We start from the raw sequence: 24500 nt of genomic DNA, 5'->3' as shown, positions 1-24500 counted from the left end.
TCACGTCCTTCAAAACAAAAAATAGCCATACAAATCAACAAATAAACCAGAAAAACAATATTATTCGCATTATCTGACAAGCATTGATAAAATTGAACGTGATAATTCATCTCCAGAATAAAAAACATATTCATAAATTTTATTTACAATTTTATGAATTGATTTTCGAATAATTTAAAATTTATTATCTGTAATCATCGTTTATCCATTTTTTACACGCTTAAAAAGCAAAGGATGTTATGAGCCAGGCATTACAAAATTTAATTAACTTAATACATCTGGAAAAGATAGAAGATGGAATTTATCGAGGGCAAAGCGAGGATTTGGGATTTCCTCAAGTTTTTGGCGGACAAGTGATAGGCCAAGCGCTATATGCAGCAAAACAAACCGTTACTGATGATAGAATGATTCACTCTTTCCATAGCTATTTTTTACGCCCGGGAGATAGTAGTAAGCCGATCGTTTATGATGTCGAAATATTGCGTGATGGGAAAAGTTTTAGTGCTCGTCGTGTCAGTGCAATACAATATGGTCACCCTATTTTCTATATGACGGCCTCTTTCCAAAGTCATGAAGAAAGTTTTGAACACCAGAACACCATGCCTGTCGTTCCCCCTCCAGAAGAGTTAGAATCCCAAGAAGAAATAGCAAAAAAAATGGCTGACTCACTTCCCGCCAAACTAAAAAATGCTTTTTCTACACCACCTCTGGAAATGAAAATAATCAAACCTCACATCTTACCTAATCACTCCCCCAAAGCCCCTGTTCGTTATGTTTGGTTCCGCAGCAATGGGAAAATGCCGGAAGACCCATTCATTCACAGCTGCTTACTCGGATATGCTTCAGACTTCAATTTCCTACCGACATCATTACAGCCCCATGGCGTAGAATTTATGGGACGTAATATGCAAGTAGCCACAATTGACCATTCAATGTGGTATCACCGCCCTTTTAGTATGAATGATTGGTTGCTCTATGCGATCGAAAGTCCATCAGCATCAGGAGCTCGTGGTTTTGTGCGCGGGCATATTTATACCCGTCAAGGTGCTCTCATCGCTTCTACGGTTCAAGAAGGAGTCATCAGAAAGCTGTAATGAATGAATTAAATACACACTGTATGCCGTAATAACAGAAAAGAAATAAGTACTGTGCCATTGGTGTTGTCCTGTTGTTATTCTCTGTTATTGCGGCACGGCACACAGTGTTCAAAGAAGAAAAGTATGATCAGTTATAAGCACTTTCACCATGTGAAGTAATATCCAACCCTTCCCTTTCTGATTCAATACTAATGCGTAATCCAACCAGTTTATCGGCGATCTTAAATGAAATATAAGCAGCCAACGATGACCAAATAATACAAACTAATATACTAATCATCTGAATACCGAACTGCCGTAACATTGTCATTCCCTCAGGGAATCCTGTTCCACCTAAAATGGACGCGGTAAAAACACTGGTCAATAAACAACCGATGATGCCACATACTCCATGCACACCAAACACATCACAGACATCATCTGCACGCAACCACCGTTTCAGTATGACCACTCCCCACAAACCAGCAACACCTGCAATCAGTCCCATAATCAGCGCACCACCGATACCAACCGTTGCCGCAGCAGGCGTAATTATCACTAAACCTGAAATACACCCTGAACATGCTCCCAAAAGTGAAGGTTTCTGACGAAATAACCACTCAGAAATAACCCACGATAATACCGCCCCCGCTGTTGCTATTACAGTGTTCACGAGTGCCAGTGCTGCAATGGCATTTACTGCACCAGCGGACCCCACATTGAACCCAAACCAGCCGATATAAAGGATAGCCATTCCAATAAAAGTCATTGGTAAGTTATGGGGTTTAAACGCCTCTCGTCCAAATCCTGAACGCTTTCCCAGTAGATAAGCGCCAACCAGCCCTGCCGCTGCCGCATTAATATGAACAACCGTCCCACCAGCGAAATCCAAAGCGCCATCCTCAGCAAGCCAACCTCCTCCCCACACCATATGTGCCATCGGGATATACGATACCGTCAGCCATAACACGCTAAAAATCAATAATGCTGAAAAACGGATTCTCTCGCATAAGGCTCCCACCACTAAAGCTACAGTGATACAAGCAAATGCCCCCTGAAAAACAACATGAATTAATTTATAGAATCCCCCATTCAGGTCAGTTATAGATATATTTTTCAGCATGACTTGATCTAATCCACCCCAAAAACGGTTACCCGCCTCAAAAGTCATGCTGTAACCGTAAACAACCCAAAGCACACAAACCAATGAAAAACTGACAATCACCTGTGACATCAATGACAAAACATTTTTGCGGCGCAATAGCCCTCCATAGAACAGAGCAATTCCGGGTATCGTCATAAAAAGTACCAATACAGTATTTATAAACATAAATACTGTATCAGCCTTATCAAGCGTTTTTTCCGCAGCAAAAGCGAATGAAGGAAAACTGACTGCAAGGCCAACTATGGATAAGAGTTTCTTGTTCATTTTTCTCCTCCTATTTACAGTGCTGAGTCGTTCGTTTCACCCGTCCTGATACGAACGGCATGCTGTAACTCAAAGATAAAAATCTTTCCGTCCCCCATTTTTCCCGTGAATGCAGTCTGCTGAATAATATCGACAATCTCCTCAACCCGTTCATCATTGATAGCAATATCAATCTTAACTTTGGGCAAAAAGTTAACGTTATATTCAGCTCCTCGATAAAGCTCAGAATGACCTTTTTGGCGTCCAAATCCTTTTACTTCTGTGATAGTCATACCTTGCACTCCTATATCAGCAAGCGCTTCTCTCACTTCGTCCAGCTTAAATGGCTTTATGATGATGGTAATTAACTTCATATTTCCCCCACTTTTTGCTGTATTTGTATTTGCTGTGTTTACACAGGGTTGTTTGCAAGGGATATGCCAAAAGTTAAAAATAATATTTAATCAACATATTACTGAAGAACATCTCTAAGGAAGGGATAAGAAAGGGGAGCAGCAAACACATCCGCTCCCCATATGCACATTAAGCGGGCACAGTCTCATTCAAGATCTCACCAACCTGTTGGAGTTGGTACATTTGATAGTAGCGCCCACGTTGTGCCAGTAGCTGTTGGTGTCGTCCTTGTTCGACGATTGCACCACGATGCAGCACGAGTATGGAATCAGCTTCAATAATGGTTGAAAGACGGTGAGCAATAACTACCAGCGTTGTTTGTTTACGGATTACCCCTAGCGCTTTCTGCACTGATTGCTCCGTTCCCGAATCAATATTCGCGGTTGCCTCATCCAAAATAAGGATCTGTGGCGTTTGCACTAGAACCCTAGCCATTGCCAATAGCTGTTTTTGCCCTGCGGAAAGGGTATTTCCCTGTTCCCCCAATACTGAATTTAAACCATCTGGTAAGCTATGGACAAACTCGGCTAATTGAACCATTTCCAGCACTTCCCAAATTTTCTCTTCACTAATATCCCGCCCTAACGTGACATTGTCGAAAAATGAAGCAGCCAGAACCACAGGGTCTTGCTGTACCATCGCCACACCATTACGTAATACAGTATGAGAAAGCGAAGATACCGGACGCCCATCAAGATAAATTTCACCGTCCTGCCACGGATAGTACCCCATAATCAAATTTGCCAGAGTACTTTTACCGCTTCCCGTATGTCCAACCAAAGCCACGAATCCATGTGGGGGAACATGTAGGTTAATATCACTCAAGACACGCTTGTCACTTCGATAGGCAAAATTCAGATTTTCAATATCAATCCTTCCGCTAGCCAACGCTTCCAGATCCCCCCCATACTGCTGCTGGGGACTATCCATAAGTTCAAAAACCCGCTCTCCTGAAATTATAGCCTGCTGTAATACTGACTGTTGTGCGGTCAATTCAATCAACGGTTCATTCAATCGGCCAAGATAGTTGATAAAGGCGTACAATACACCTACGCCAATGATTTCGGATCCTTTCAGCCCAAACAGAAAAAGCAAACCGCACAATACTGCGGTAGAAAAAAAGCTCAATAATGGCCGCAATAAGATGCCATCTAACCGTAATGCCTGCATACGAGCCTGATAATGCGCTCGGTTGGTAGCCAGCATTTTTTCACCAAAACGAGCTTGCTGACGAAACTGCTGAATTACGGTCATTCCATTAATGGCTTCATTAAAACCATCATTAATGTCAGCCAAGTAGCCACGAACCCTTCTCACAATTGGAGTGCTGTATTGCTGATAAATTACCATTACCAGCAATACAGCCGGAAATATTACGATCGCAACACATGCCATGCGCCAATCCAGAATAAACATAGCTATCAGCATAGCTCCAATCAATGCAATGCTGCGAAATACAGTAGGGATCACATTTACAAACAGATCATTAATAACTTCAGTATCATTTGTTACACGGGATATCAATTGACCCACAGGCTGAGTATCGAAAGCACTTAATGGCTGACGTAATGCCGAGTTCATAACATCAGTGCGAAGTTGCTGGACTATTCCCACTGATGCCTGATTAAAAAATAAAGTCTGATAATAATGCAAAGCAGCCGAAACAAGTTGTAAGACTAAAAATAAGGCTGCAAGACTAATGACTGTATCAAGCGGCAAGTTTCCCGTTGCGACCATGTTGTCAATAAAATAGCTTACAAGCAGTGGCCCGCTCACCTCTGCCAATGCGGCAATCCATAACATCAGTACAGCAATTAGCATTGGTTTTCGATAATTTTTACTGTAAGAGAGCAAGCGCCTTAATGATGGCCAGAGCTTGCGCATATGAGTATTAGTCATTTTCCCCATCCAATGCGGCTTCTAATTGTTGGTAATGGTACATATCAAAATACCAACCTGATTGAGCGATAAGTTGCTTATGCTGCCCCTGCTGCGCAATCGTGCCATGTTGCATAACCAAAATATTATCTGCTTCCGTTAATGCAGACAGTCGATGTGCACTGATAATAATGGTGCGATGCTGCCGCCATTGGCTGAGATTTTTCATGATTTGGTGTTCTGTATGCCCATCAACCGCCGACAGTGCATCATCAAGAATCAAAATCTCAGTATCCAACAACAAGGCTCTTGCGATGGATATACGCTGTTTTTGCCCACCAGAAAGCATGACGCCACGTTCACCTACTTCAGTCTGATAACCTTGAGGCAATCGCAAAATATCATCATGTACATTTGCCAAGCGAGCAACTTCTTCTATTTGTTCTTGGGTTGCATCTGGCCGACCTAACGCAATATTACCGGCAACCGTGTCTGAAAACAGAAAAGGCGTCTGGTTCACGATAGCCAATCGTGAACACCACTCTTCCATTCTGAGAGAAGAGATATTCTGAGATTGAAAAAGAATCTCTCCATCAGTGACATCAAATTGTCGCTGTAATAAAGCCAGCAACGTACTCTTTCCTGCACCCGTTGGGCCACACAACCCGAGTAATTGCCCGGGCTCCAACTTGAAATGGATATTCCCTAAGACAGGCTTATCATTTTTGGGATAAATAAAAGAGTTAATGTTTGCCTGCAAGGTTCCCCGTCCTGGAGATAAAGACAAAGCTCCATCTTCAATCACTAGTGGCTCCTGCAACAGACTGCGGATACGTGTATACGCAGCACTGCCTCTCTCAACAATATTAAACATCCACGCCAATGCCAACATTGGCCAAATCATCAATCCCAGATACATAACAAAGCTGGTCAGTTCACCAAGGGTCATGGAACCGTGCACAACCATCCAGCTTCCTCCCCCTACGGCCAAGAGGTTTGCAACAGCAATGGTGATAAAAATCGTGGGGTCAAAACGGGCATCCACACGTGCTACATGCATATTTTTACGCCCAGCATCAATAGCCACTTCTTCAAACTGATTGGATTGCAGCTTTTCCAAGCCAAACGCTTTTATCATGCGAATGCTGGTTAAACTTTCTTGTGCGTGGTTATTCAGGGCAGAGAATGCACCTTGCGCAGATTTAAAGCGGTGATGAAGCTGATTGCCATAATGCTTAATTGCAAATGCCATGATAGGCATGGGCAGTAATGATAATAACGTTAATTGCCAGCTGATTTGCACACTCATTACGATTAGGACAGCACATCCCATCACTAGCGCATCAACTAAAGTAAGTACTCCCTCACCTGCCGCAAAAACAACTCTATCAACATCATTTGTTGCGCGAGCCATAAGGTCGCCTGTTCGATGACGCAAATAAAACTCAGGATTTTGGCTACTCAGTCGCAGATAGAAATCACTGCGCAATTTAACCGCCAGCCGATAAGAGGCCCCAAACAGCCACACACGCCAGACATACCTCAATCCATAGATTGCTACCGCGATCAGCATCATCAGCCCCAACCAAATTAGCAGCTGGCTGGATGACATTGTTTTTGCACTAATACCGTCAACAATAATTCCGACCAATCGTGGAGGAATCAGCTGTAGCACCGCAATTATGATGAGAAAAACAACAGCGCCTAAATAACGCCGCCATTCACTAATAAAATACCAGCTTAATTGTGAAAATAATCTCACACACCTATTCCCAAGGTAAAAAATGAAAAGAATTAACGTCTGCCTACCAAAGGCGACTTCATGTTACTGAATCTGGTATCGGCAACGCCGTTGTATATTTTATCTTCTCCATAGCAAAGTTGGAACTTACATCAATCAAACCAGAAATCCCATTCACCATGCGTTTATAAAATCGATCATAACTTTTCATATCAACAACTTCTACATGCATTAGGTAGTCATATTCGCCCGCCATGCGATAAAATGTTAAAACTTCCGGCATCTCTCTGATAAAAGACACAAACTGTTCATACCACTCACTGTTATGTTGCTGAGTCTTAATCATCACTATCACAGTCAGACTAAGCCCAAGTTTAGCGCCATTTATCAATGCCACTTTTCCAACAATATACCCTTCATCTTCCAGTCGCTTAAGGCGTTTCCAGCAAGGTGTGGAAGTCAGATTAACAGCTTCAGCCAGCGCATTCAGGGATAGACTACAGTCCTGTTGGAGCAGTTCCAGTAGCTTACGGTCTATTTTATCTAGCATATCTAAATCCTGTAGAAATATTTCCCAAATATAACGGATAAACTCAGAAAAATAATAATCTATTTCTCTAAATGTAAGGGTAATCTATATACCACTACGGTATTATTATTCAGGGTCAATTTTATGTCGTCTTTATGGGCTAAAAATGCCATAAGAGCTATTCAGGCTGATTATCAACGCAGCGCAGATACCCATCTGATACGTCTCAACCTCCCCATGTTTTCGGATATCCATCTTTACCTCAAAGATGAGAGTACTCACCCTACGGGTAGCCTAAAACACCGGCTTGCACGCTCCCTATTCCTTTATGCACTCACTAATGGCTGGATTAAGGAAGGAACTCCAATTATTGAAGCTTCATCCGGCAGTACCGCTGTTTCGGAAGCTTACTTTGCCCGATTACTCGGTTTGCCTTTTATTGCTGTAATGCCTTCCTGCACAGCTAAACGCAAAATTCAGGAAATTGAGTTCTACGGTGGTAAATGCCATTTTGTGGAACATTCAGCCATGATTTATCAGGAGTCAGAACGTCTGGCAAAAGAGCTAAATGGTCATTTCATGGATCAATTTACCTATGCCGAACGAGCTACTGATTGGCGAGGCAACAATAACATTGCAGAAAGCATTTTCCGTCACATGAAACTGGAGCCATTTCCTGAACCGGCTTACATCGTTATGAGTGCAGGAACAGGTGGTACATCAGCAACACTTGGCCGCTATATCCGCTATCAGGGATATGACACTAAATTAATCGTTGTTGACCCAGAAAACTCCGTTTTCTACGATTGTTACCGCCAGAATCGCCGCAATATTCTTGGAACTACTGGCAGTAAAATCGAAGGTATTGGCCGCCCACGTGTAGAGCCTTCTTTTATTCCTACTGTTATTGATGACATGATCCAAGTTCCTGATCCTGCGACTATTGCTACCATTTATTGGCTTGAAAAATTACTTGGTAGAAAAACGGGGGCATCAACAGGAACCAACGTTTGGGGTGCTTTGCAGCTCGCCAAACAAATGCATGACAACAATCAACAGGGCGCAATTGTGACGTTACTCTGTGATAGCGGAGAACGTTATCTCGATACGTATTACAACCCAGAATGGGTTCACAATAATATCGGTGATCTCACACAGTATCGAACACAACTACCCAAATTAAACGGTTATGAGTAACATATCTCCTTCAATTTACAGAGGTAGGTATCATGAAACGAGCCGTTGTTGTATTCAGTGGTGGGCAAGATTCCACCACTTGTTTAATTCAGGCACTCCGTCAATATGACGAAGTTCACTGTGTCACTTTTGATTATGGGCAGCGTCACCGTGCTGAAATTGATGTAGCTTGTCGTATCAGCGAAGAATTAGGTGCGGCTGCCCACAAGGTACTGGATGTTACTTTACTGAATGAGCTCGCAATCAGCAGCCTGACGAGAGATAACATTCCCGTGCCAGATTTCAGTGAAAGTGAAAAAAATGGCCTCCCAAATACTTTTGTGCCTGGTCGTAACATTCTGTTTTTAACTCTGGCGGCAATTTATGCCTATCAAGTCGAAGCTGAAGCGGTTATTACGGGTGTTTGTGAAACTGATTTTTCAGGTTATCCAGATTGCCGTGACGAATTTGTCAAAGCACTAAATAAAGCGGTCAGCCTTGGTATTGCCCGTGATATCCGTTTCGAAACGCCCCTAATGTGGTTAAACAAAGCTGAAACTTGGGCACTGGCTGCTTATTATGAAAAACTGGATTTCGTCCGTAACCAAACCCTCACTTGTTATAATGGTATTCAAGGTGATGGATGCGGTGAGTGCGCGGCTTGCCATCTCCGGGCCAAGGGATTAGATAATTATTTAAACAATGCCCAATCCACTATGGCAGATATGAAATCTAAAACACATCTGGGTTAATCAGACCGTTTTATTTAATTAACACTTATCAGAGAGAGGTTCATTGAACCTCTCATTTCGTTGTGTTATCTCTTATAAGATTCCATTTTTTCTCGTAACTCGCCTTCTAAAACAAGCGGTTTTTGAGTTTTTAAATCAATACAGACAAACGTTGTTAAGGCATCAGCAATCACTTTATTATCACTCCTGCGTATAATTTCCTGAAAAAAGATGCCGCTTCTATTACCTAATTCCCGCATGGAAGAGTTTACTTCCAGCTCATCTGTAATCACTGCTGGATGACGATAATTAATATTGATATTTACCACAATAAAACCAATATTCTTACTGTTTAGCCATTCCAGTGTGTCATCTTCAGTCAGCAAATCCCAACGTGCTGCTTCCATAAATTCCAAATAACGTGCGTTGTTAACATGCTGGAAAATATCAATATGGTAGCCCCTGACTTTTATAATCGTGCTCATTGCTATGTTTTCCTTTAAACTCATCCGACCAGATAGAACTTAACAATAGCAAAACAATTTAATTACAATAGTATTTGATGAATTATTCTTGATCAGCATCACAGCCCTCTTGATAAACTTACAATATAAAATTATTAAGGCCTTACAAGAGGGCTTAACACTCAGTAAGTTAATTTACTTCTATTCTTTTCCATAAACATAGGTCCGATACCTTGAACTTCCTGTAATTGTTCTATTGCCGTAAATGGGCCATATTTTTCACGATATTCAACAATCGCCTGTGCTTTTTTAGCGCCAACGCCGTTGAGTTCTTTCGCGAATTCTTCAGCACTTGCCGTATTGATGTTAAGAGTTCCTTTTCCTTGTATTTGCTGGCTTGAGCCTTGTTTTCCTTCCTCTTGCGATTCATTGTTATTAATAGCCGCCTTCTGCTGACTAACGGGTTGTTTCGCTACTTTATCGGTAGCTTCATTCACGGTGCCGGCATGAGATAATGGTATGTTGATACACAAAGCCATAACGAGCGAACTGAATAATATCCTTAAATATTTCATATAAATCCCTCCATGTTTTGTTGACGCAGGAGAGATTGCCATAACAATATTTCCAGACAATAGGTAAGATTTAAATATGCGAAAGGCCACGAAAGTGGCCTTTTTCAATTGCTATTTTGCAAAAACAGTTGTGAGTAACTTCGCAATTTTATTCGAGTTGACCCAGCTTAATATCTGCATCATCACGCAAATTAATTATTAATGATTGCAGCATAATATTACCTGTTTGACTCTGATAAGCTGGCATATATTGTTTAATCTGCTCATCTGTAATAGACCCTGGAACAACTTTATCCAATTGGATAAATACTGTGTTACCAAGCCCATCTTGAGCTAATCCATATTCAGCCTTACCATCTTTAGGGTGAGGCAGAGTGAATGCCACATCAGTAGCCTGATCGTTTTGTGATATGCGTTTTATCACAGTAGGTTCAGCAAACTGAATTCCTGCTGCTTTCAATGCCTGTTCACCTTTACCTTCTTTCAGCGCAGCCAGCAATTTTTCACTATCAACCTGAAGTTGTTTCTCTGCTTTTTGGCGTTTTACCAATTCAGCAACTTCAGTTTTAGCCTGATCGAACGGCTGAACAGTTTCAGGTTTCACATCATCAACACGCACAATAAAGGCTCTGTCACCCTCAACAGAAATGACATCAGAGTTAATGCCTGTTGTCCCTTTATCATCAATCAAATTGCCAGAGAAAATAGCCTGAACAACTTGACTGAAGTTAATATCAGCCGGGATATGGTCACGATCAAACCAGTCAGTGGTTACAGCCTGATAACCTGCTGCTTTCTCTGCTGCTGCCAAAGATTCATTATCATTGGCTGCGGCATCACTTACTTTTCTCTGTAACGCATAAAATGCATCAACCGCTTTTTCCTGCTTAACGATTTTTTCTATTTCCGGACGGACATCTTCCAATGATTTGACAACCTGAGGCTTGATATCGTCCAAACGGAAGATCGCATATCCATTGGATAATTTAACGACACCAGAAAGTTGCCCTTTCTGTGTCAAATTGGCTGACTTAATCTCATTAAGCAGAGAACTTTCCTCCATCCAGCCGAGATCACCACCCTTTTGGGCAGAAAATTTATCTGTCGATTTTTCGGATGCCAATTGACTGAAATCAGCCCCTTTATTTAATTCATCCAAAACCGCTTTAGCATCAGAGTCTGAAGCCAATTGAATAAAACTGAACTTCTTCTGTTCAGACTTAGTGTATTTTGACAGATTGTTTTGATAATATTTTTCAATATCAGCATCAGATACGGTGATATTTTTCAGCTCATCCGCAGCATCCATCTTGATGTAGCTGACTTTTACTTTTTCTGGCACAGTGAAATGTTTGCTGTTCGCAGTATAGTAGTTTTTCAGTTCTTCATCGGTGACTTTTTGCTGTGCTTCAATTGATTTCAATTCAAGAGTCGCAAAACGTACTGTTCTTTCTTGAAAAAGAAGCGCGATTTCTTCTTTGACTTCTGTCGGCAATGCAATTTCAGAACCTATTAACACCTGCTCTAATTGGCGATTAATCAGCTCTTGACGAACCTGCTCAGCAAAGACATCAGGACTCATATTTGAACGAGCCAGCCAATTCAAATAATCCTGATATTTATTGTTATCAAATTTACTGTCAGTTTGAAGAAAAGGTAGGTTACGTATCTCCTGTGCGACTTGCTCATCACTTGCTGATAAACCCAGCTTATGCGCGTATTGTTCAATCAAGGTAGCATTGATGAGGCGATCTAATGATTCGCGTCTAAGCTGTTGTACGGCCTGTTCATTACTCAGCAAAGTTGAGAATCCATCTCCCAGCCTCTCTTGCATAGCATTTTTTTCTTGTTGGAATGCTTGCTCCAGTTGAGCACGACTAATACTTTGGCCATTCACCTTGGCAGCATAGCTACCATTTTCGCCTGACAGGTAGCCTGTTAGCCCTGTCACCAGAAAGGTCAAAATAATTAGAGCCAACACAATTTTAAGCACAGGGCCATTTGCCGCCGTGCGTAGGTTGTCCATCATAAAGACGTAAAACTCCGCTTTAGTGAAAAAGAAACTGTCATATTACGACAATTCAAACGCTAAGAGAAAAAAAGCGCACCAATTGATTGATGCGCTTATATTCTAACCTATCAACATTGCCTAGTCAGTTTAAGTTTACTGCTATGGCAAAGGCGAGGAGCAAGTTTCTCACTCATTAGCCGTTGACAGCATCTTTCAGCCCCTTTCCGGAACGGAAAGCAGGTACTTTTGCTGCTGCAATTTTGATTTCCTTGCCTGTCTGAGGGTTACGTCCCGTACGAGCGGCACGCTCACGCACAGTAAACGTTCCGAACCCTATCAAAGCGACATCATCACCGTCTTTCAATGCATCAGATACTGAAGAAATGAAGGCATCTACTACACGTCCGGCTGCTGCCTTAGAAATATTCACATCAGCAGCAATTTTATCGATCAATTGTGACTTATTCACTCTTATCATCCCCATTTAGTTTTACTAACGTAACAAAAACCGATTTATAACGGATAACACGACAGTCATGCCGTCATACCAATCCTTTCCAGTATTAGCAAGAAATCATGGAACAGCAAAATATTTAATCAGATAATTAGACTAAACTAACTTAATGACACAAAAAAAGCTGGCAAGTCTCAATTTACTTGCCAGCCTATATTTTATATACAGTTCTTGAGTTAGTTCGCTATCTTTGTACTATTTTAGTGATACCACTTCTGCACCAAATGCAGGTTCCTGCAAAGCGATAGCTAAAACATCTTCTATACGTTTAACTGGATGGATTTCCAAATCTTGGATCACGTTCTGTGGTATTTCTTCCAGATCCCGTTTATTTTCATCTGGAATGATGACGGTTTTAACTCCCCCACGATGCGCTGCCAGTAATTTCTCTTTCAAACCACCAATTGGCAGAACTAAACCGCGTAAAGTAATTTCACCCGTCATCGCCACAGCAGCACGAACAGGATTACCTGTCAGGCAAGACACTAATGCTGTGCACATGGCAATACCCGCACTCGGGCCATCTTTTGGCGTTGCACCTTCAGGTACGTGGACGTGAATATCCCGTTTTTCATGGAAGTCAGAACTGATGCCCAGCTTATCTGCACGAGCCCGAACCACTGTTAATGCTGCCTGAATGGATTCCTGCATCACTTCACCTAATGAACCGGTATAGGTCAATTTACCTTTACCCGGCACACTGGCTGTTTCAACCGTCAGCAGATCACCACCGACTTCTGTCCATGCAAGACCGGTCACCTGACCAACACGGTTTTCTGTATCAGCACGACCGTAATCAACACGCTGCACGCCCAGATAATCTTTCAAGTTATCTGCATTGATTTCAATGTGCTTAATCTTCTTATCCATCAATAATGCTTTAACGGCTTTACGACACAATTTAGAGATTTCACGCTCCAGACTACGAACGCCAGCCTCACGGGTGTAATAACGGATAATGCCGAGGATTGCACCATCATCAATGGTTAACTCGCCTTTTTTCAAAGCATTGCGTTCGATCTGTTTTGGCAGAAGATGGCGCTTGGCAATGTTCAGTTTTTCGTCTTCTGTATAACCGGACAGACGAATGACTTCCATACGATCCAACAATGGGGCCGGAATATTCATGGAGTTAGACGTTGCCACAAACATAACATCAGACAGATCATAATCCACTTCAAGGTAATGATCGTTAAACGTCACATTCTGCTCAGGATCAAGCACTTCCAACAAGGCTGCAGCCGGATCACCACGCACATCAGATGACATTTTGTCGATCTCATCCAATAAGAACAGCGGGTTTTTCACTCCAATTTTGGACATTTTCTGAATTAATTTGCCCGGCATGGAGCCAATATAGGTGCGGCGATGCCCACGGATCTCTGCTTCATCATGCACGCCACCTAACGCCATACGCACATATTTGCGTCCGATTGCCCGTGCAATGGAACGACCCAATGAAGTTTTACCAACACCTGGAGGCCCAACCAAACAAAGTATTGGTCCCCTGATCTTGCTGACACGGCTTTGTACCGCGAGATATTCAAGAATACGCTCTTTGACGCGCTCAAGACCATAATGGTCTATATCTAGTACTTCCTGAGCTTTCACTAAATCTTTTTTGACCTTGCTGCGTGCAACCCAAGGAACCTGCACCATCCAGTCAATATAACTACGTATAACCGTTGCTTCTGCCGACATTGGAGACATAATTTTTAATTTCTGCAATTCAGCTTCTGCTTTTTCGCGCGCCTCTTTTGGCATTTTCGCATCTTCGATCTTGCGCTTTAGCGTCTCATATTCATCAGGCGCATCGTCCATCTCACCTAATTCTTTCTGGATCGCTTTCATTTGCTCATTCAGGTAGTACTCGCGCTGGCTTTTTTCCATCTGTTTTTTAACGCGATTGCGGATACGTTTTTCTACCTGTAGAAGATCGATTTCTGATTCCATCATTGCGATCAGATACTCAATGCGCTCAACAACATCAGACATTTCTAAAACAGCCTGTTTGTCATTGATTTTCAAAGGCATATGCGCAGCGATGGTATCTGCTAATTTTGCTGCATCTTCAATACTGTGCAACGATGTCAATACTTCTGGCGGGATCTTTTTATTCAGTTTGACATAGCCTTCAAACTGATTGATGGCGGTTCTTACCAGAACTTCTTGTTCACGTTCATCAACGTCAGGGGATTCAAGATATTCAACTTTCGCATAAAAATACTCGCTATTATCCGTCAGTGTAGTAATGCGAGCACGCTGCAAACCTTCAACCAGAACTTTTACTGTGCCGTCTGGCAATTTTAACATCTGTAAAATAGAAGCCACTGTACCTACGGAGAAAAGATCATTGACTCCCGGCTCATCAGTAGATGCTTCTTTTTGCGCGACCAGCATGACCTGTTTGTCATGATCCATTGCTGCTTCCAGGCAATGAATCGACTTCTCACGCCCAACAAACAGAGGGATCACCATATGTGGGTAAACCACTACATCGCGCAAAGGCAATACAGGGATTTCTATGCGTTCGGAACGCTCAGGATTCATAGAGCTCTCTCTTCATTTATACCCTTCACTTTCAAGCTGTCTCTTTGCTAGCTGCGTTCATTTACCCCGGTCACACAATTCGTTATGCTCTCTGGGATTCATTTACCTGCCACCACGGTGCAACTCAAAATCTATTGGGTACAGCTTTCGCCAGTTTTTAGGAATCTCGTGAAACACGGTTTTCACGAGTTTCACTTCAAAGAATACAAAATATATGGGGACAAGAATCTGACATTCAATAGCCTATATCTGCAAAAAACAAAATGAGGGAAAATCCCTCATTTTTGTTTTTTCAATGCGTATTGATAATCGGCATTCCCTACCCTATTTTCTTCACTCGCCAGAAACTTGGGCATCCGGCTTGCTATATATCAATAATGGGGCGGATTTCTCTTCAACAACCGATTCATCAACGACCACTTTATCTACGTGTTCCATTGATGGCAGGTCATACATTGTATCCAGCAAAACACTTTCAACAATTGAACGAAGACCACGAGCACCCGTTTTACGCGCCATTGCCTTTTTCGCGATGGCAGTCAGTGCTTCTTTTCTGAACTCCAGTTCAACACCTTCCAGATTAAACAGAGCCTGATACTGTTTAGTCAGCGCATTTTTTGGCTCTTGCAGGATCTGAATCAGTGCTTCTTCATTGAGTTCAGTCAGTGTCGCCACAACCGGCAAACGACCAATGAATTCAGGAATTAAACCAAACTTGATCAAATCTTCCGGCTGAACCTGAGACAGCAACTCACCTTCTGTTGCTTTCTCCGATTCACCTCTAACTGTAGCACTAAAACCAATACCTGAACTGACATTCAAACGCTGGCTGACAACTTTGTCCAAACCTGCAAACGCACCACCGCAGATAAACAAGATCTTGGAAGTATCAACCTGCAAAAATTCTTGTTGTGGATGCTTACGGCCACCTTGAGGCGGAACCGCTGCGACAGTGCCTTCTATCAGTTTCAATAAGGCCTGCTGAACCCCTTCACCGGATACGTCACGAGTAATTGAAGGATTGTCAGATTTACGAGAAATCTTATCTATTTCATCAATATAAACGATACCACGTTGTGCTTTCTGCACGTCGTAGTCGCATTTTTGCAGAAGTTTCTGGATAATATTTTCTACGTCTTCCCCGACATAACCTGCTTCAGTCAATGTCGTGGCGTCAGCCATAGTAAATGGTACATCCAAATAGCGGGCAAGTGTCTCAGCCAGCAGAGTTTTACCGCTACCTGTCGGGCCAACCAGCAAAATGTTGCTTTTGCCTAATTCCACACCATTATTGTTATCCCCATTACGCAGCCTCTTGTAATGGTTATAAACAGCCACTGCTAATACTTTTTTCGCCGCTTCCTGACCAATGACATAGTCATCCAGATGTTGACGAATTTCATGAGGAGTAGGCAATGTGCTACGCTCACGATGTGGTACTAGCTCTTTAATTTCTTCGCGAATGATATCATTACATAAATCGACACATTCATCGCAGATATACACTGACGGGCCGGCGATTAATTTCCGGACTTCATGTTGGCTTTTTCCGCAGAAAGAGCAATACAGCAGCTTTCCTGAACCGTCTTTGCGCTTATCTGTCATCAGTCAACCTCACTTTATGAGCTGTTATCCCAGCTTATCTGGCATAACAGAAAAAACGCTGTCATTACTCCGCCTAGTTTAACGTCAACATAAAGAAGCGCCCAGAAAAGACTAGCGCCGGAGTAATAAAGTAATTGTCAATAAATTAGTTGCGCTGGGTGAATATACTATCAACCAGTCCGTATTCTACGGCCTCTGCAGCTGATAAGAAACGGTCACGTTCTGTGTCCACAGCGATCTTATCAAGTGGTTGCCCTGTATGTTTTGCCATTAATTCATTCATACGGGCTTTAACCTTGAGTATTTCTTGTGCATGGATTTCAATATCAGTTGCCTGCCCCTGGAAACCACCTAATGGCTGGTGGATCATAACCCTGGAGTTCGGCAGACAAAAACGCTTGCCTTTTGCTCCAGCAGTCAACAGAAATGCCCCCATTGAGCAGGCCTGTCCCATACAAATGGTACTCACATCTGGCTTGATAAATTGCATCGTGTCGTAAATAGACATACCAGCAGTAATAACCCCACCCGGCGAGTTGATATATAAATGAATATCTTTTTCTGGGTTTTCTGCTTCCAAGAATAACATTTGGGCGGCAACCAAGTTCGCCATATGATCTTCAACTGGCCCTGTCAGAAAAATAATACGGTCTTTTAATAAGCGGGAGTAAATATCAAATGCACGCTCCCCACGCGCTGTTTGTTCAACCACCATCGGCACCAAAGACATGTTAGGTGCATATTGATCTTGCTTGCCACTGTATGACATTTCCGTCTCCTAATAGAACTCACGCTGGTGCCATTCATAACTGATTCTACTTGAGATAAGCGATGATGACCATGATCCAAAGTTAACTAACAAGGGGCTTTTCCCCTCTAAAAAGTAGTAAGCTCTTACATAATAGTAAGAAAGGATATGAGGTTAAATCTGTTTTTTTCAAGAAAAATAAAAAAAACCCGCAAGCTAAGCCTGCGGGTTTACTTCATTGAGAGTGAGATTTCATCATCTCAGGCAATCAATAAATGAAACTTATGCCAGTTGATTTTGGTTCATAAGATCATTGAAGCCAGTTTCTTTTTCAGAAATTTTAGCTTTACTCAGAACAAGTTCAACAGCCTGCTCTTCCAGAGCAATGTTGCGAATGTTGTTCATCATTTCTTTGTTTTTGCTGTAGTATTCAACAACTTCTTTTGGATCTTCATAAGCAGCAGCCATCTCTTCGATCAGTGCGTTAACACGCTCTTCTTCGACTTTCAGCTCATTACTGCTGATAACTTCACCTAACAGCAAGCCAACAACAACGCGACGCTTTGCCTGCTCTTCGAACAGTTCACGTGGCAGTTCCAGTGCTTGTGTTTCATTGCCGCCAAAACGCTGAGCTGCCTGACGACGAAGTACATCAATTTCACCGTCAACAACTGCCGCCGGAACGTCAATTTCGTTAGCCTTAACCAGACCATCAAGAACCTGAGTTTTGATGCGGTTACGAACAGCATTTTTCAGTTCACGTTCCATGTTCTTACGAACTTCAGTACGCAGACCTTCAACAGTGCCATCCGCGATACCAAAACGATTGATGAACTCTTCAGTCAGTTCTGGCAGTTCACGTTGTTCAACTTTCTTCAAGTTGATCGCAAACTTCGCAGCTTTACCTTTCAGGTTTTCTGCATGGTACTCTTCTGGGAAAGTCACATCGATAGTAAATTCTTCACCTGCTTTGTGACCAACGACTCCATCTTCAAAACCAAGAATCATACGGCCCTGGCCCATTGCCAGAACGAAATCAGCTGATTTACCGCCTTCGAACTCTTCACCATCAATAGAACCAGTGAAATCAACAGTTACGCGATCTTCCGCAGTTGCTGCTTCATCAGTTTCTTTCCAGTTCGCCTGCTGCTTACGCAGGGTATCCAGCATGGTGTCAACGTCTGCGTCTTTAACTTCAACGACAGGTTTTTCAACTTCAATTTCTTCCAGACCTTTCAGTTCGATTTCTGGATAAACTTCAAACTCAACTGCATAAGTGAAGTCTTCTCCATTTTTGAACTGTTCTGGTTTGTAGCTTGGAGCGCCTGCTGGATTAATTTTCTGCTCAATGATCGCATTGATGAAATTACTTTGCATCAGATCACCCAGAACATCCTGAAGAACAGAAGCGCCATAACGCTGCTCAACGATCTTCATTGGCACTTTGCCTTTACGGAAGCCATCAATACGGACTTTCTTTGCTACATTAACCAGTTCACTGCTAACTGCTTTTTCGATATCGGCAGCAGGAACGGTGATTGACACACGACGCCCAAGGCCTTGAGTGGTTTCAACAGAAACTTGCATCTTGTTACCTCAAAAAAATCATAGTGCTCGGTCAACTTCAGAATGACTGCAATGCTTAAAAAAGCGGATTGCAGCACTCTTTAAGAACCGGGGCGGTCGCATTTAATAACCGAGAATCCCTGTGATCAGAAGCGTCCCGAAACCATTCTAAAAATTTAGACGCAGCATTATAGCGACGCAGACAGTATGAGTCGAGAATTGCAGACAAAAGCATGCATGATTCGTTGACTTATGTGATAAACGTTACTCAATGACTCCGTCACGATACTGTTTATGCAATATTTATATAAACAAAAATACAGCCCGAAGGCTGCCATCTAAAATTAAATCCAGATTAATAAAATAAAACCAGACAGGCTATTGGATTATCGATAAAAATCATAAGCTTGATGTCGTTGTACTTCCTCCACGACACGCTGGGGAAACCAAAACTGTATCTCCCAATTCTGCCCATTCCTTTTCCGTATAAGTATGAAGTGCCAAAGCATGTACGCCTTCTTCCAGCTCTTTAACCAAAATACTATATACCGAGCGGTGGCGGCTGAGCATTCTTTGTTCAACAAACTCATTGCTTACCACAATAACTTTAAAATGGCTTTCAGAACCTGCTGGCACATTGTGACGATAACTTTCATCGATCACTTCCAGATGAGAAGGCTTAAATGCCGCCCGTAACTTTGTTTCTATTTCCTGACGAACCATCTCATTCTCCTTAATCACCAAAGGTTATTTATCAACCACATCATTGATTCTAGTTTATTTCCCATAATTTATAACTTCGGGGATAACCAAATCTCTTTAACAGAATTGTCTTGCGGTATTTCTCCCTGAGTTTCAATCATCAGGGATATGCCGTCACCAATGGCAATGCTATGATTACGGCTGTTTATACTACTGTATTAATATGTCGGATACTCGAATCTTGAATTGAGAAAACCTAAATGCTAAAGAAAATATTTATTCCATTGATTACGCTTTTCTTTTTAACTGGTTTATCTGGCTGTGCAGACTCAGGTAATACACTGGCTATTCAGCCTAAAATTACCCTGCCACCAGCAGACCCAACGATGAAAGCGATTACAATCAATATTAGTGGGGTCGACCATCGTCAATCTCAAGCCCTGGCCCAAATTAATCGCGATGCACGATTAGTCACGTTAGTCCCTTCCCGCGACTTACGCTTTTTACTTCAAGAAGCACTGGAAAAGCAAATGGTAGCTCGCGGCTATATGATTGGCTCTCCCTCTAATGCCAATTTGCAAGTCATTGTAAATCAGCTCTATGCCAACGTAAAAGAAGGCAGCCTGCGTCATGATATTTCAGCAAAAGCAGAGATCTCCATTGTTGTTTATGCTCAGGACGGTAGTAAACAGATTAAAAACTATCGTACTAGCTACAATGTCCAAGGGCCATTGAGTGCAACAAACGCAAAAATTGCTGACGCCGTAAATACTGTCTTATCTGATGTGATCGCAGACATGGCTCAGGACTCCTCAGTCAGCACCTTCATTAAACAAAACGTTCGCTAACCGTATAATAAATAGACTTTCTGCCTGACTCTGGAAAATCAGATAATATGCAGAAAGTTTTTGGAAGGCTCATGACTAACCATAGTTATTTAAACCTATCTGTATTACGCAAATATCTGACCCTTCTATTACTGGGCTTTGCCTCAGGTCTGCCTCTTGCACTCACAGCAGGAACATTACAAGCATGGATGACTGTCGAAAATATCGATATACGAACTATCGGTTTTTTCACTTTGGTTGGTCAAGCCTATGTTTTTAAATTTCTCTGGGCACCCGCAATGGATCGATATTCCCTTTCATTTTTAGGGCGTCGGCGGGGATGGATGCTCATTACTCAACTTTTATTGGTTGTCAGTATTGCTGCGATGGGATTTCTTCAGCCATCCCAGCATTTATGGTGGCTCGCTGCATTAGCTGTTACTGTTGCATTTTTTTCAGCTTCCCAAGACATTATTTTTGATGCCTACAAAACAGATTTACTAAAACAGGAAGAACGAGGTTCAGGGGCCGCTGTTTCTGTGTTGGGGTATAGGCTGGCTATGCTGGTATCCGGTGGGCTCGCTTTATTGATGACTGTCTATATCGGCTGGCAAAATATGTATTGGATTATGGCAGGTCTGATGCTGATTGGTGTTTATGCCACTCTGATAGCCAAAGAACCAGAAATCAGTAATGCACCGCCAAAAACATTACATCAGGCAGTATTCGAACCCTTGTCTGATTTTTTCAGCCGAAATAATGCCTGGCTTATCCTGTTATTGATTGTGCTGTATAAACTGGCTGATGCTTTCGCTCTTTCACTTAGTACTACCTTCCTCATTCGTGGTGTTGGTTTCAATGCTGCTGAAGTTGGCATGATCAATAAAACGCTCGGACTTGCTGCTACCATTGTCGGCGCATTGTACGGCGGCTATTTGATGCATAAATTGAGCTTGTTCCGTGCCTTGATGATATTTGGCATTCTGCAAACCGTTTCAAACTTCGGATATTGGATACTTGCTGTGACGCCTAAAGACATCTATACAATGGGTGCGGCTGTTTTTCTGGAAAATATCTGCGGCGGTATGGGAACAGCGGCATTTGTCGCACTATTGATGACACTGTGCAATAAATCATTTTCAGCAACACAATTCGCTTTGCTTTCTGCATTAGCAGCAGTTGGTCGGGTTTATGTTGGCCCCGTAGCAGGGTGGTTTGCGGAAGCACACGGTTGGCCGATGTTTTATCTGTTCTCTGTTGTGATTGGATTACCGGGGCTTGCACTGTTGCTCATCTGCCGTAAGACGTTAATTTACACTCAGGAAAATGATGGTTTTATTTCCCGGACATTATTTGGCAATCATTACCGATTAGCTTTTATTGCCATGATATGTGCCGCCCTTCTCTTTGTCGTTTGGCTAATATTAAACATTCTAATATTCCTTGTTAGTCATATAGCTATTTATTTACCTTTAGCTTTTCAGGCCTATCTCCTAAATATTAATCATATCAGTGATGTGATATCGCCTATGTTGTCATGGGGCGTGGCTATTGGGGCTTTTGGTCTGGTTCTGGGGGGAATTCTGGATTATTTGGCGTTGAGAAGAACTAACCTCGCTTAGGATGTTCCTCAAGTAAATACGCTGGCAAATTTTCGTTAGTCAACGCTATTACACCTATCTCTTACAACAGAAGGCTAACAAAGTTCAGTCTTCTGTTGCTTTTTTTAGTGACAAACTTCACAAGTAAAATAAAAAACTACCATTATGTGACTCAAAAAACATCTTTTTCAGGATGGAATTATTTATATTCGAACTAACAAATATTATTATTTGAACGTATTTTATTTCGAACTATTCGAAATATCTTTAACCACCTTAAAAGCATATAAAGGGAATTTATGAAAAGACATATTTTAACACTCTCCGCAGTTGCTACTGCCTTGGTTTCTGCTTCAGCTTGTGCGGAATACCAGTGGGGGTTTGCTAATGTCAGCATGAACTACCTTGACTGGAACAAGCACACCACACAAAAAACCGGGCAAACCTCGCATAAAGATGATTTCGCTTATCTGGAACTAGAAGGTGGAGCAGGCTTTAACTGGGGCGAACTCTATGGTTTCGCTGATTTAGAAAACCCATTTAACAGTAAAAATGCTCAACCAGGTGATAACCAACGTTATACCTTCAAAACAACAGGTCGCTTCTATTTGGGGGATACCGGTTTCAACCTTTATGGTCACGTCTATGGAACCTATTCATTACCAGGCAAAGCGAATGGCGGAAACTTCCATGAAGTCAACACACTTTACGGATTGGGCTACAACGCTAATCTTGCAGGACTTTGGTTCAAGCCTTTCGTCGCACTGCACTATGTTGACCAAACTTTCTACTCAGGAAACAACGGTTATGTTGTAGGTTGGGTTGCCGGGTACGATTTCAGCCTTTGGGAACAAAAATTCAGCGTTACAAACTGGAATGAAATTGAACTGAACCGCAATCAGCGCTACGGCAACGGCGGACGCGAAGGCGTGAATGGCGCTATCGCATTGTGGTGGACTCCGCATCCTTCTTTTACAACCGGCATTCAATACCGTTATGCAGATAACAAATTGGGAGAAGATTTCTGGCAGGATGGTATTGTTTATAGTGTAAAATATAACTTCTAGATATTAATTTAACCCATGGGCAGCCTCTGGCTGCTCATTGAGTCCAATAAATAGTAGTTATCCTATTATCCGGAAAGTATTTTTAGGCATTTTTCCTTTGATTTCTATCAATCTTTTCTTTTAAAAAAGAGAACGTTAATCTAAAATAACTGTCTATTTTGATTTCTTGGTTAAAATAACGACCCGAAGTTAACTTTTTGTTAAATCTCACACTACATGTGATCCCTCTAACATAAAAAGCCTACAAGCTAACCTGCTTCTATTACAATTGTTTACACTCCGGTAACCATACCGTAGAATGCCCCCACTGATGAAACGACAATAAAGCTTTTGTTATCTGGGGTCGCTCAATGAGACTTATGAAATACAAAAAAACTATTGGGTTATCGTCACTACTCGCAGCCACTTTAATGCTAAGTGGTTGCGATATGGTATTGATGAATCCCAAAGGGGCGATCGGCGCCGAGCAAAAAACGCTGATACTAACAGCGTTTGGCTTGATGCTGATCGTTGTTATTCCTGCTATCGTAATGGCAATTATTTTTGCTCTACGTTACCGGGAAGCCAACAAATCTGCAACTTATCGTCCAAACTGGGCACACTCAAATAAAATTGAGCTTGTCGTCTGGACAGTGCCTATCTTGATTATCATCACTTTGGCAACGATTACATGGAAAACGACTCATGAACTCGATCCATATAAGCCATTGGACAGTGATGTAAAACCGGTGACGATCGAAGTTATTTCCCTTGACTGGAAATGGCTGTTTATCTATCCGGAACAGGGTATTGCAACCGTAAACGAAATTGCATTCCCGAAAGATGTTCCAATTAACTTCAAAATTACTTCTGACTCTGTGATGAACTCTTTCTTCATCCCACAGTTAGGTGGCCAGATTTATGCAATGGCAGGTATGCAGACAAAACTGCACTTAATTGCTAACGAATCAGGTAAATACGATGGATTCTCAGCAAGTTACAGTGGTCATGGCTTCTCAGGCATGAAATTTACTGCAACAGCAACTGATGATCGTGCAGGTTTTGAAGAGTGGGTGCAGAAAGTTAAAGCATCACCTAAAACCCTGGATACCGTGCAAGCATTCAATGAGTTGGCTAAACAAAGCCAAAACAACCCAGTTGAATACTTCTCAAGCGTGAAACCAAAACTGTTCCAAGAAACCATTGCTAAATTCATGGGTGACATGGGTCATGGTGGTATGCATGGCATGGCAAATCATGGCAAAACAGAACATGGTGAAGCTGCGGGTCATAATATGAATATGAGTCAGCCGGCTCATTCAGGTGTTGAGGAATAAA

Annotated in this window: 21 protein-coding genes; 7 read left to right on the top strand and 14 right to left on the bottom strand. The window is 42.1% G+C overall.

Going from position 1 to position 24500, the window contains the following annotated elements:
• The first annotated feature begins 239 nt into the window (after window positions 1–239).
• Window positions 240–1094 (top strand): acyl-CoA thioesterase II, encoded by an 855-nt coding sequence (gene tesB / locus AAC854_RS05895; RefSeq protein WP_340616297.1) that lies wholly within the window; start codon window positions 240–242, stop codon window positions 1092–1094.
• Between the two features lie 130 nt (window positions 1095–1224).
• On the opposite strand, the gene amtB is transcribed toward tesB, so the two are convergent.
• The 5 genes from amtB to AAC854_RS05870 all read right to left on the bottom strand — a co-directional run bounded on the left by amtB (window position 1225) and on the right by AAC854_RS05870 (window position 7067).
• Window positions 1225–2505, bottom strand: coding sequence for an ammonium transporter AmtB (amtB, locus tag AAC854_RS05890; protein WP_340616296.1), 1281 nt, complete (start codon window positions 2503–2505; stop codon window positions 1225–1227).
• Between the two features lie 14 nt (window positions 2506–2519).
• Window positions 2520–2858: a P-II family nitrogen regulator gene (gene glnK / locus AAC854_RS05885; RefSeq protein ID WP_340616295.1), complete on the bottom strand. Its 339-nt coding sequence runs from the start codon at window positions 2856–2858 to the stop codon at window positions 2520–2522.
• Window positions 2859–3027: 169 nt separating this feature from the next.
• Window positions 3028–4806 (bottom strand): SmdB family multidrug efflux ABC transporter permease/ATP-binding protein, encoded by a 1779-nt coding sequence (locus tag AAC854_RS05880; protein ID WP_340616294.1) that lies wholly within the window; start codon window positions 4804–4806, stop codon window positions 3028–3030.
• Window positions 4790–6538: a SmdA family multidrug ABC transporter permease/ATP-binding protein gene (locus tag AAC854_RS05875; RefSeq protein ID WP_340616293.1), complete on the bottom strand. Its 1749-nt coding sequence runs from the start codon at window positions 6536–6538 to the stop codon at window positions 4790–4792. The genes AAC854_RS05880 and AAC854_RS05875 overlap by 17 nt, the downstream gene beginning before the upstream one ends.
• A gap of 58 nt (window positions 6539–6596) precedes the next feature.
• On the bottom strand, window positions 6597–7067 hold the full coding sequence (locus AAC854_RS05870) for an Lrp/AsnC family transcriptional regulator (RefSeq protein ID WP_340616292.1): 471 nt from the start codon (window positions 7065–7067) through the stop codon (window positions 6597–6599).
• Window positions 7068–7190: 123 nt separating this feature from the next.
• On the opposite strand from AAC854_RS05870, the gene AAC854_RS05865 reads away from it, so the two are divergent.
• Window positions 7191–8243, top strand: a complete 1053-nt coding sequence (locus AAC854_RS05865) for a PLP-dependent cysteine synthase family protein (protein WP_340616291.1) — start codon at window positions 7191–7193, stop codon at window positions 8241–8243.
• A gap of 32 nt (window positions 8244–8275) precedes the next feature.
• A complete protein-coding gene (gene queC / locus AAC854_RS05860; protein WP_340616290.1) occupies window positions 8276–8974 on the top strand; it encodes a 7-cyano-7-deazaguanine synthase QueC in 699 nt (232 codons plus the stop codon).
• 65 nt (window positions 8975–9039) lie between these two features.
• On the opposite strand, the gene AAC854_RS05855 is transcribed toward queC, so the two are convergent.
• The 9 genes from AAC854_RS05855 to bolA all read right to left on the bottom strand — a co-directional run bounded on the left by AAC854_RS05855 (window position 9040) and on the right by bolA (window position 19709).
• Window positions 9040–9438, bottom strand: coding sequence for an acyl-CoA thioesterase (locus AAC854_RS05855; protein WP_340616289.1), 399 nt, complete (start codon window positions 9436–9438; stop codon window positions 9040–9042).
• A gap of 161 nt (window positions 9439–9599) precedes the next feature.
• Entirely contained in the window at window positions 9600–10034 is a 435-nt protein-coding gene (locus AAC854_RS05850) for a ComEA family DNA-binding protein (protein ID WP_422824054.1), read from the bottom strand.
• A gap of 106 nt (window positions 10035–10140) precedes the next feature.
• Window positions 10141–12021, bottom strand: coding sequence for a peptidylprolyl isomerase (gene ppiD, locus AAC854_RS05845; protein ID WP_340616288.1), 1881 nt, complete (start codon window positions 12019–12021; stop codon window positions 10141–10143).
• Between the two features lie 175 nt (window positions 12022–12196).
• On the bottom strand, window positions 12197–12472 hold the full coding sequence (hupB, locus tag AAC854_RS05840) for a nucleoid-associated protein HU-beta (protein WP_479715123.1): 276 nt from the start codon (window positions 12470–12472) through the stop codon (window positions 12197–12199).
• Window positions 12473–12712: 240 nt separating this feature from the next.
• Window positions 12713–15067, bottom strand: a complete 2355-nt coding sequence (gene lon, locus AAC854_RS05835) for an endopeptidase La (RefSeq protein WP_340616287.1) — start codon at window positions 15065–15067, stop codon at window positions 12713–12715.
• A 333-nt stretch (window positions 15068–15400) separates the two neighbouring features.
• Complete coding sequence (gene clpX / locus AAC854_RS05830) at window positions 15401–16672, bottom strand: ATP-dependent protease ATP-binding subunit ClpX (RefSeq protein WP_340616286.1); 1272 nt, start codon at window positions 16670–16672, stop codon at window positions 15401–15403.
• Window positions 16673–16817: 145 nt separating this feature from the next.
• Window positions 16818–17441 (bottom strand): ATP-dependent Clp endopeptidase proteolytic subunit ClpP, encoded by a 624-nt coding sequence (gene clpP, locus AAC854_RS05825; protein WP_340616285.1) that lies wholly within the window; start codon window positions 17439–17441, stop codon window positions 16818–16820.
• Between the two features lie 261 nt (window positions 17442–17702).
• The gene (tig, locus tag AAC854_RS05820) at window positions 17703–19007 is read right to left on the bottom strand and encodes a trigger factor (RefSeq protein WP_340616284.1); all 1305 of its coding nucleotides are present in this window, start codon (window positions 19005–19007) and stop codon (window positions 17703–17705) included.
• Between the two features lie 378 nt (window positions 19008–19385).
• Window positions 19386–19709, bottom strand: a complete 324-nt coding sequence (gene bolA, locus AAC854_RS05815; RefSeq protein ID WP_340616283.1) for a transcriptional regulator BolA — start codon at window positions 19707–19709, stop codon at window positions 19386–19388.
• A gap of 239 nt (window positions 19710–19948) precedes the next feature.
• Between bolA and AAC854_RS05810 the strand changes: the two genes are divergently transcribed.
• The 4 genes from AAC854_RS05810 to cyoA all read left to right on the top strand — a co-directional run bounded on the left by AAC854_RS05810 (window position 19949) and on the right by cyoA (window position 24499).
• A complete protein-coding gene (locus tag AAC854_RS05810; protein ID WP_340616282.1) occupies window positions 19949–20536 on the top strand; it encodes a lipoprotein in 588 nt (195 codons plus the stop codon).
• A 71-nt stretch (window positions 20537–20607) separates the two neighbouring features.
• Window positions 20608–22137, top strand: coding sequence for a muropeptide MFS transporter AmpG (ampG, locus tag AAC854_RS05805; protein ID WP_340616281.1), 1530 nt, complete (start codon window positions 20608–20610; stop codon window positions 22135–22137).
• 278 nt (window positions 22138–22415) lie between these two features.
• A complete protein-coding gene (locus AAC854_RS05800) occupies window positions 22416–23183 on the top strand; it encodes a nucleoside-specific channel-forming Tsx family protein (RefSeq protein ID WP_340616280.1) in 768 nt (255 codons plus the stop codon).
• 350 nt (window positions 23184–23533) lie between these two features.
• Complete coding sequence (gene cyoA, locus AAC854_RS05795) at window positions 23534–24499, top strand: cytochrome o ubiquinol oxidase subunit II (RefSeq protein WP_340616279.1); 966 nt, start codon at window positions 23534–23536, stop codon at window positions 24497–24499.
• Window position 24500: the final 1 nt, after the last annotated feature.

It is taken from the genome of Xenorhabdus entomophaga, assembly GCF_037996725.1.
Taxonomy (GTDB): domain Bacteria; phylum Pseudomonadota; class Gammaproteobacteria; order Enterobacterales; family Enterobacteriaceae; genus Xenorhabdus; species Xenorhabdus khoisanae.
This window is presented reverse-complemented; position numbering and strand designations above follow the sequence as displayed.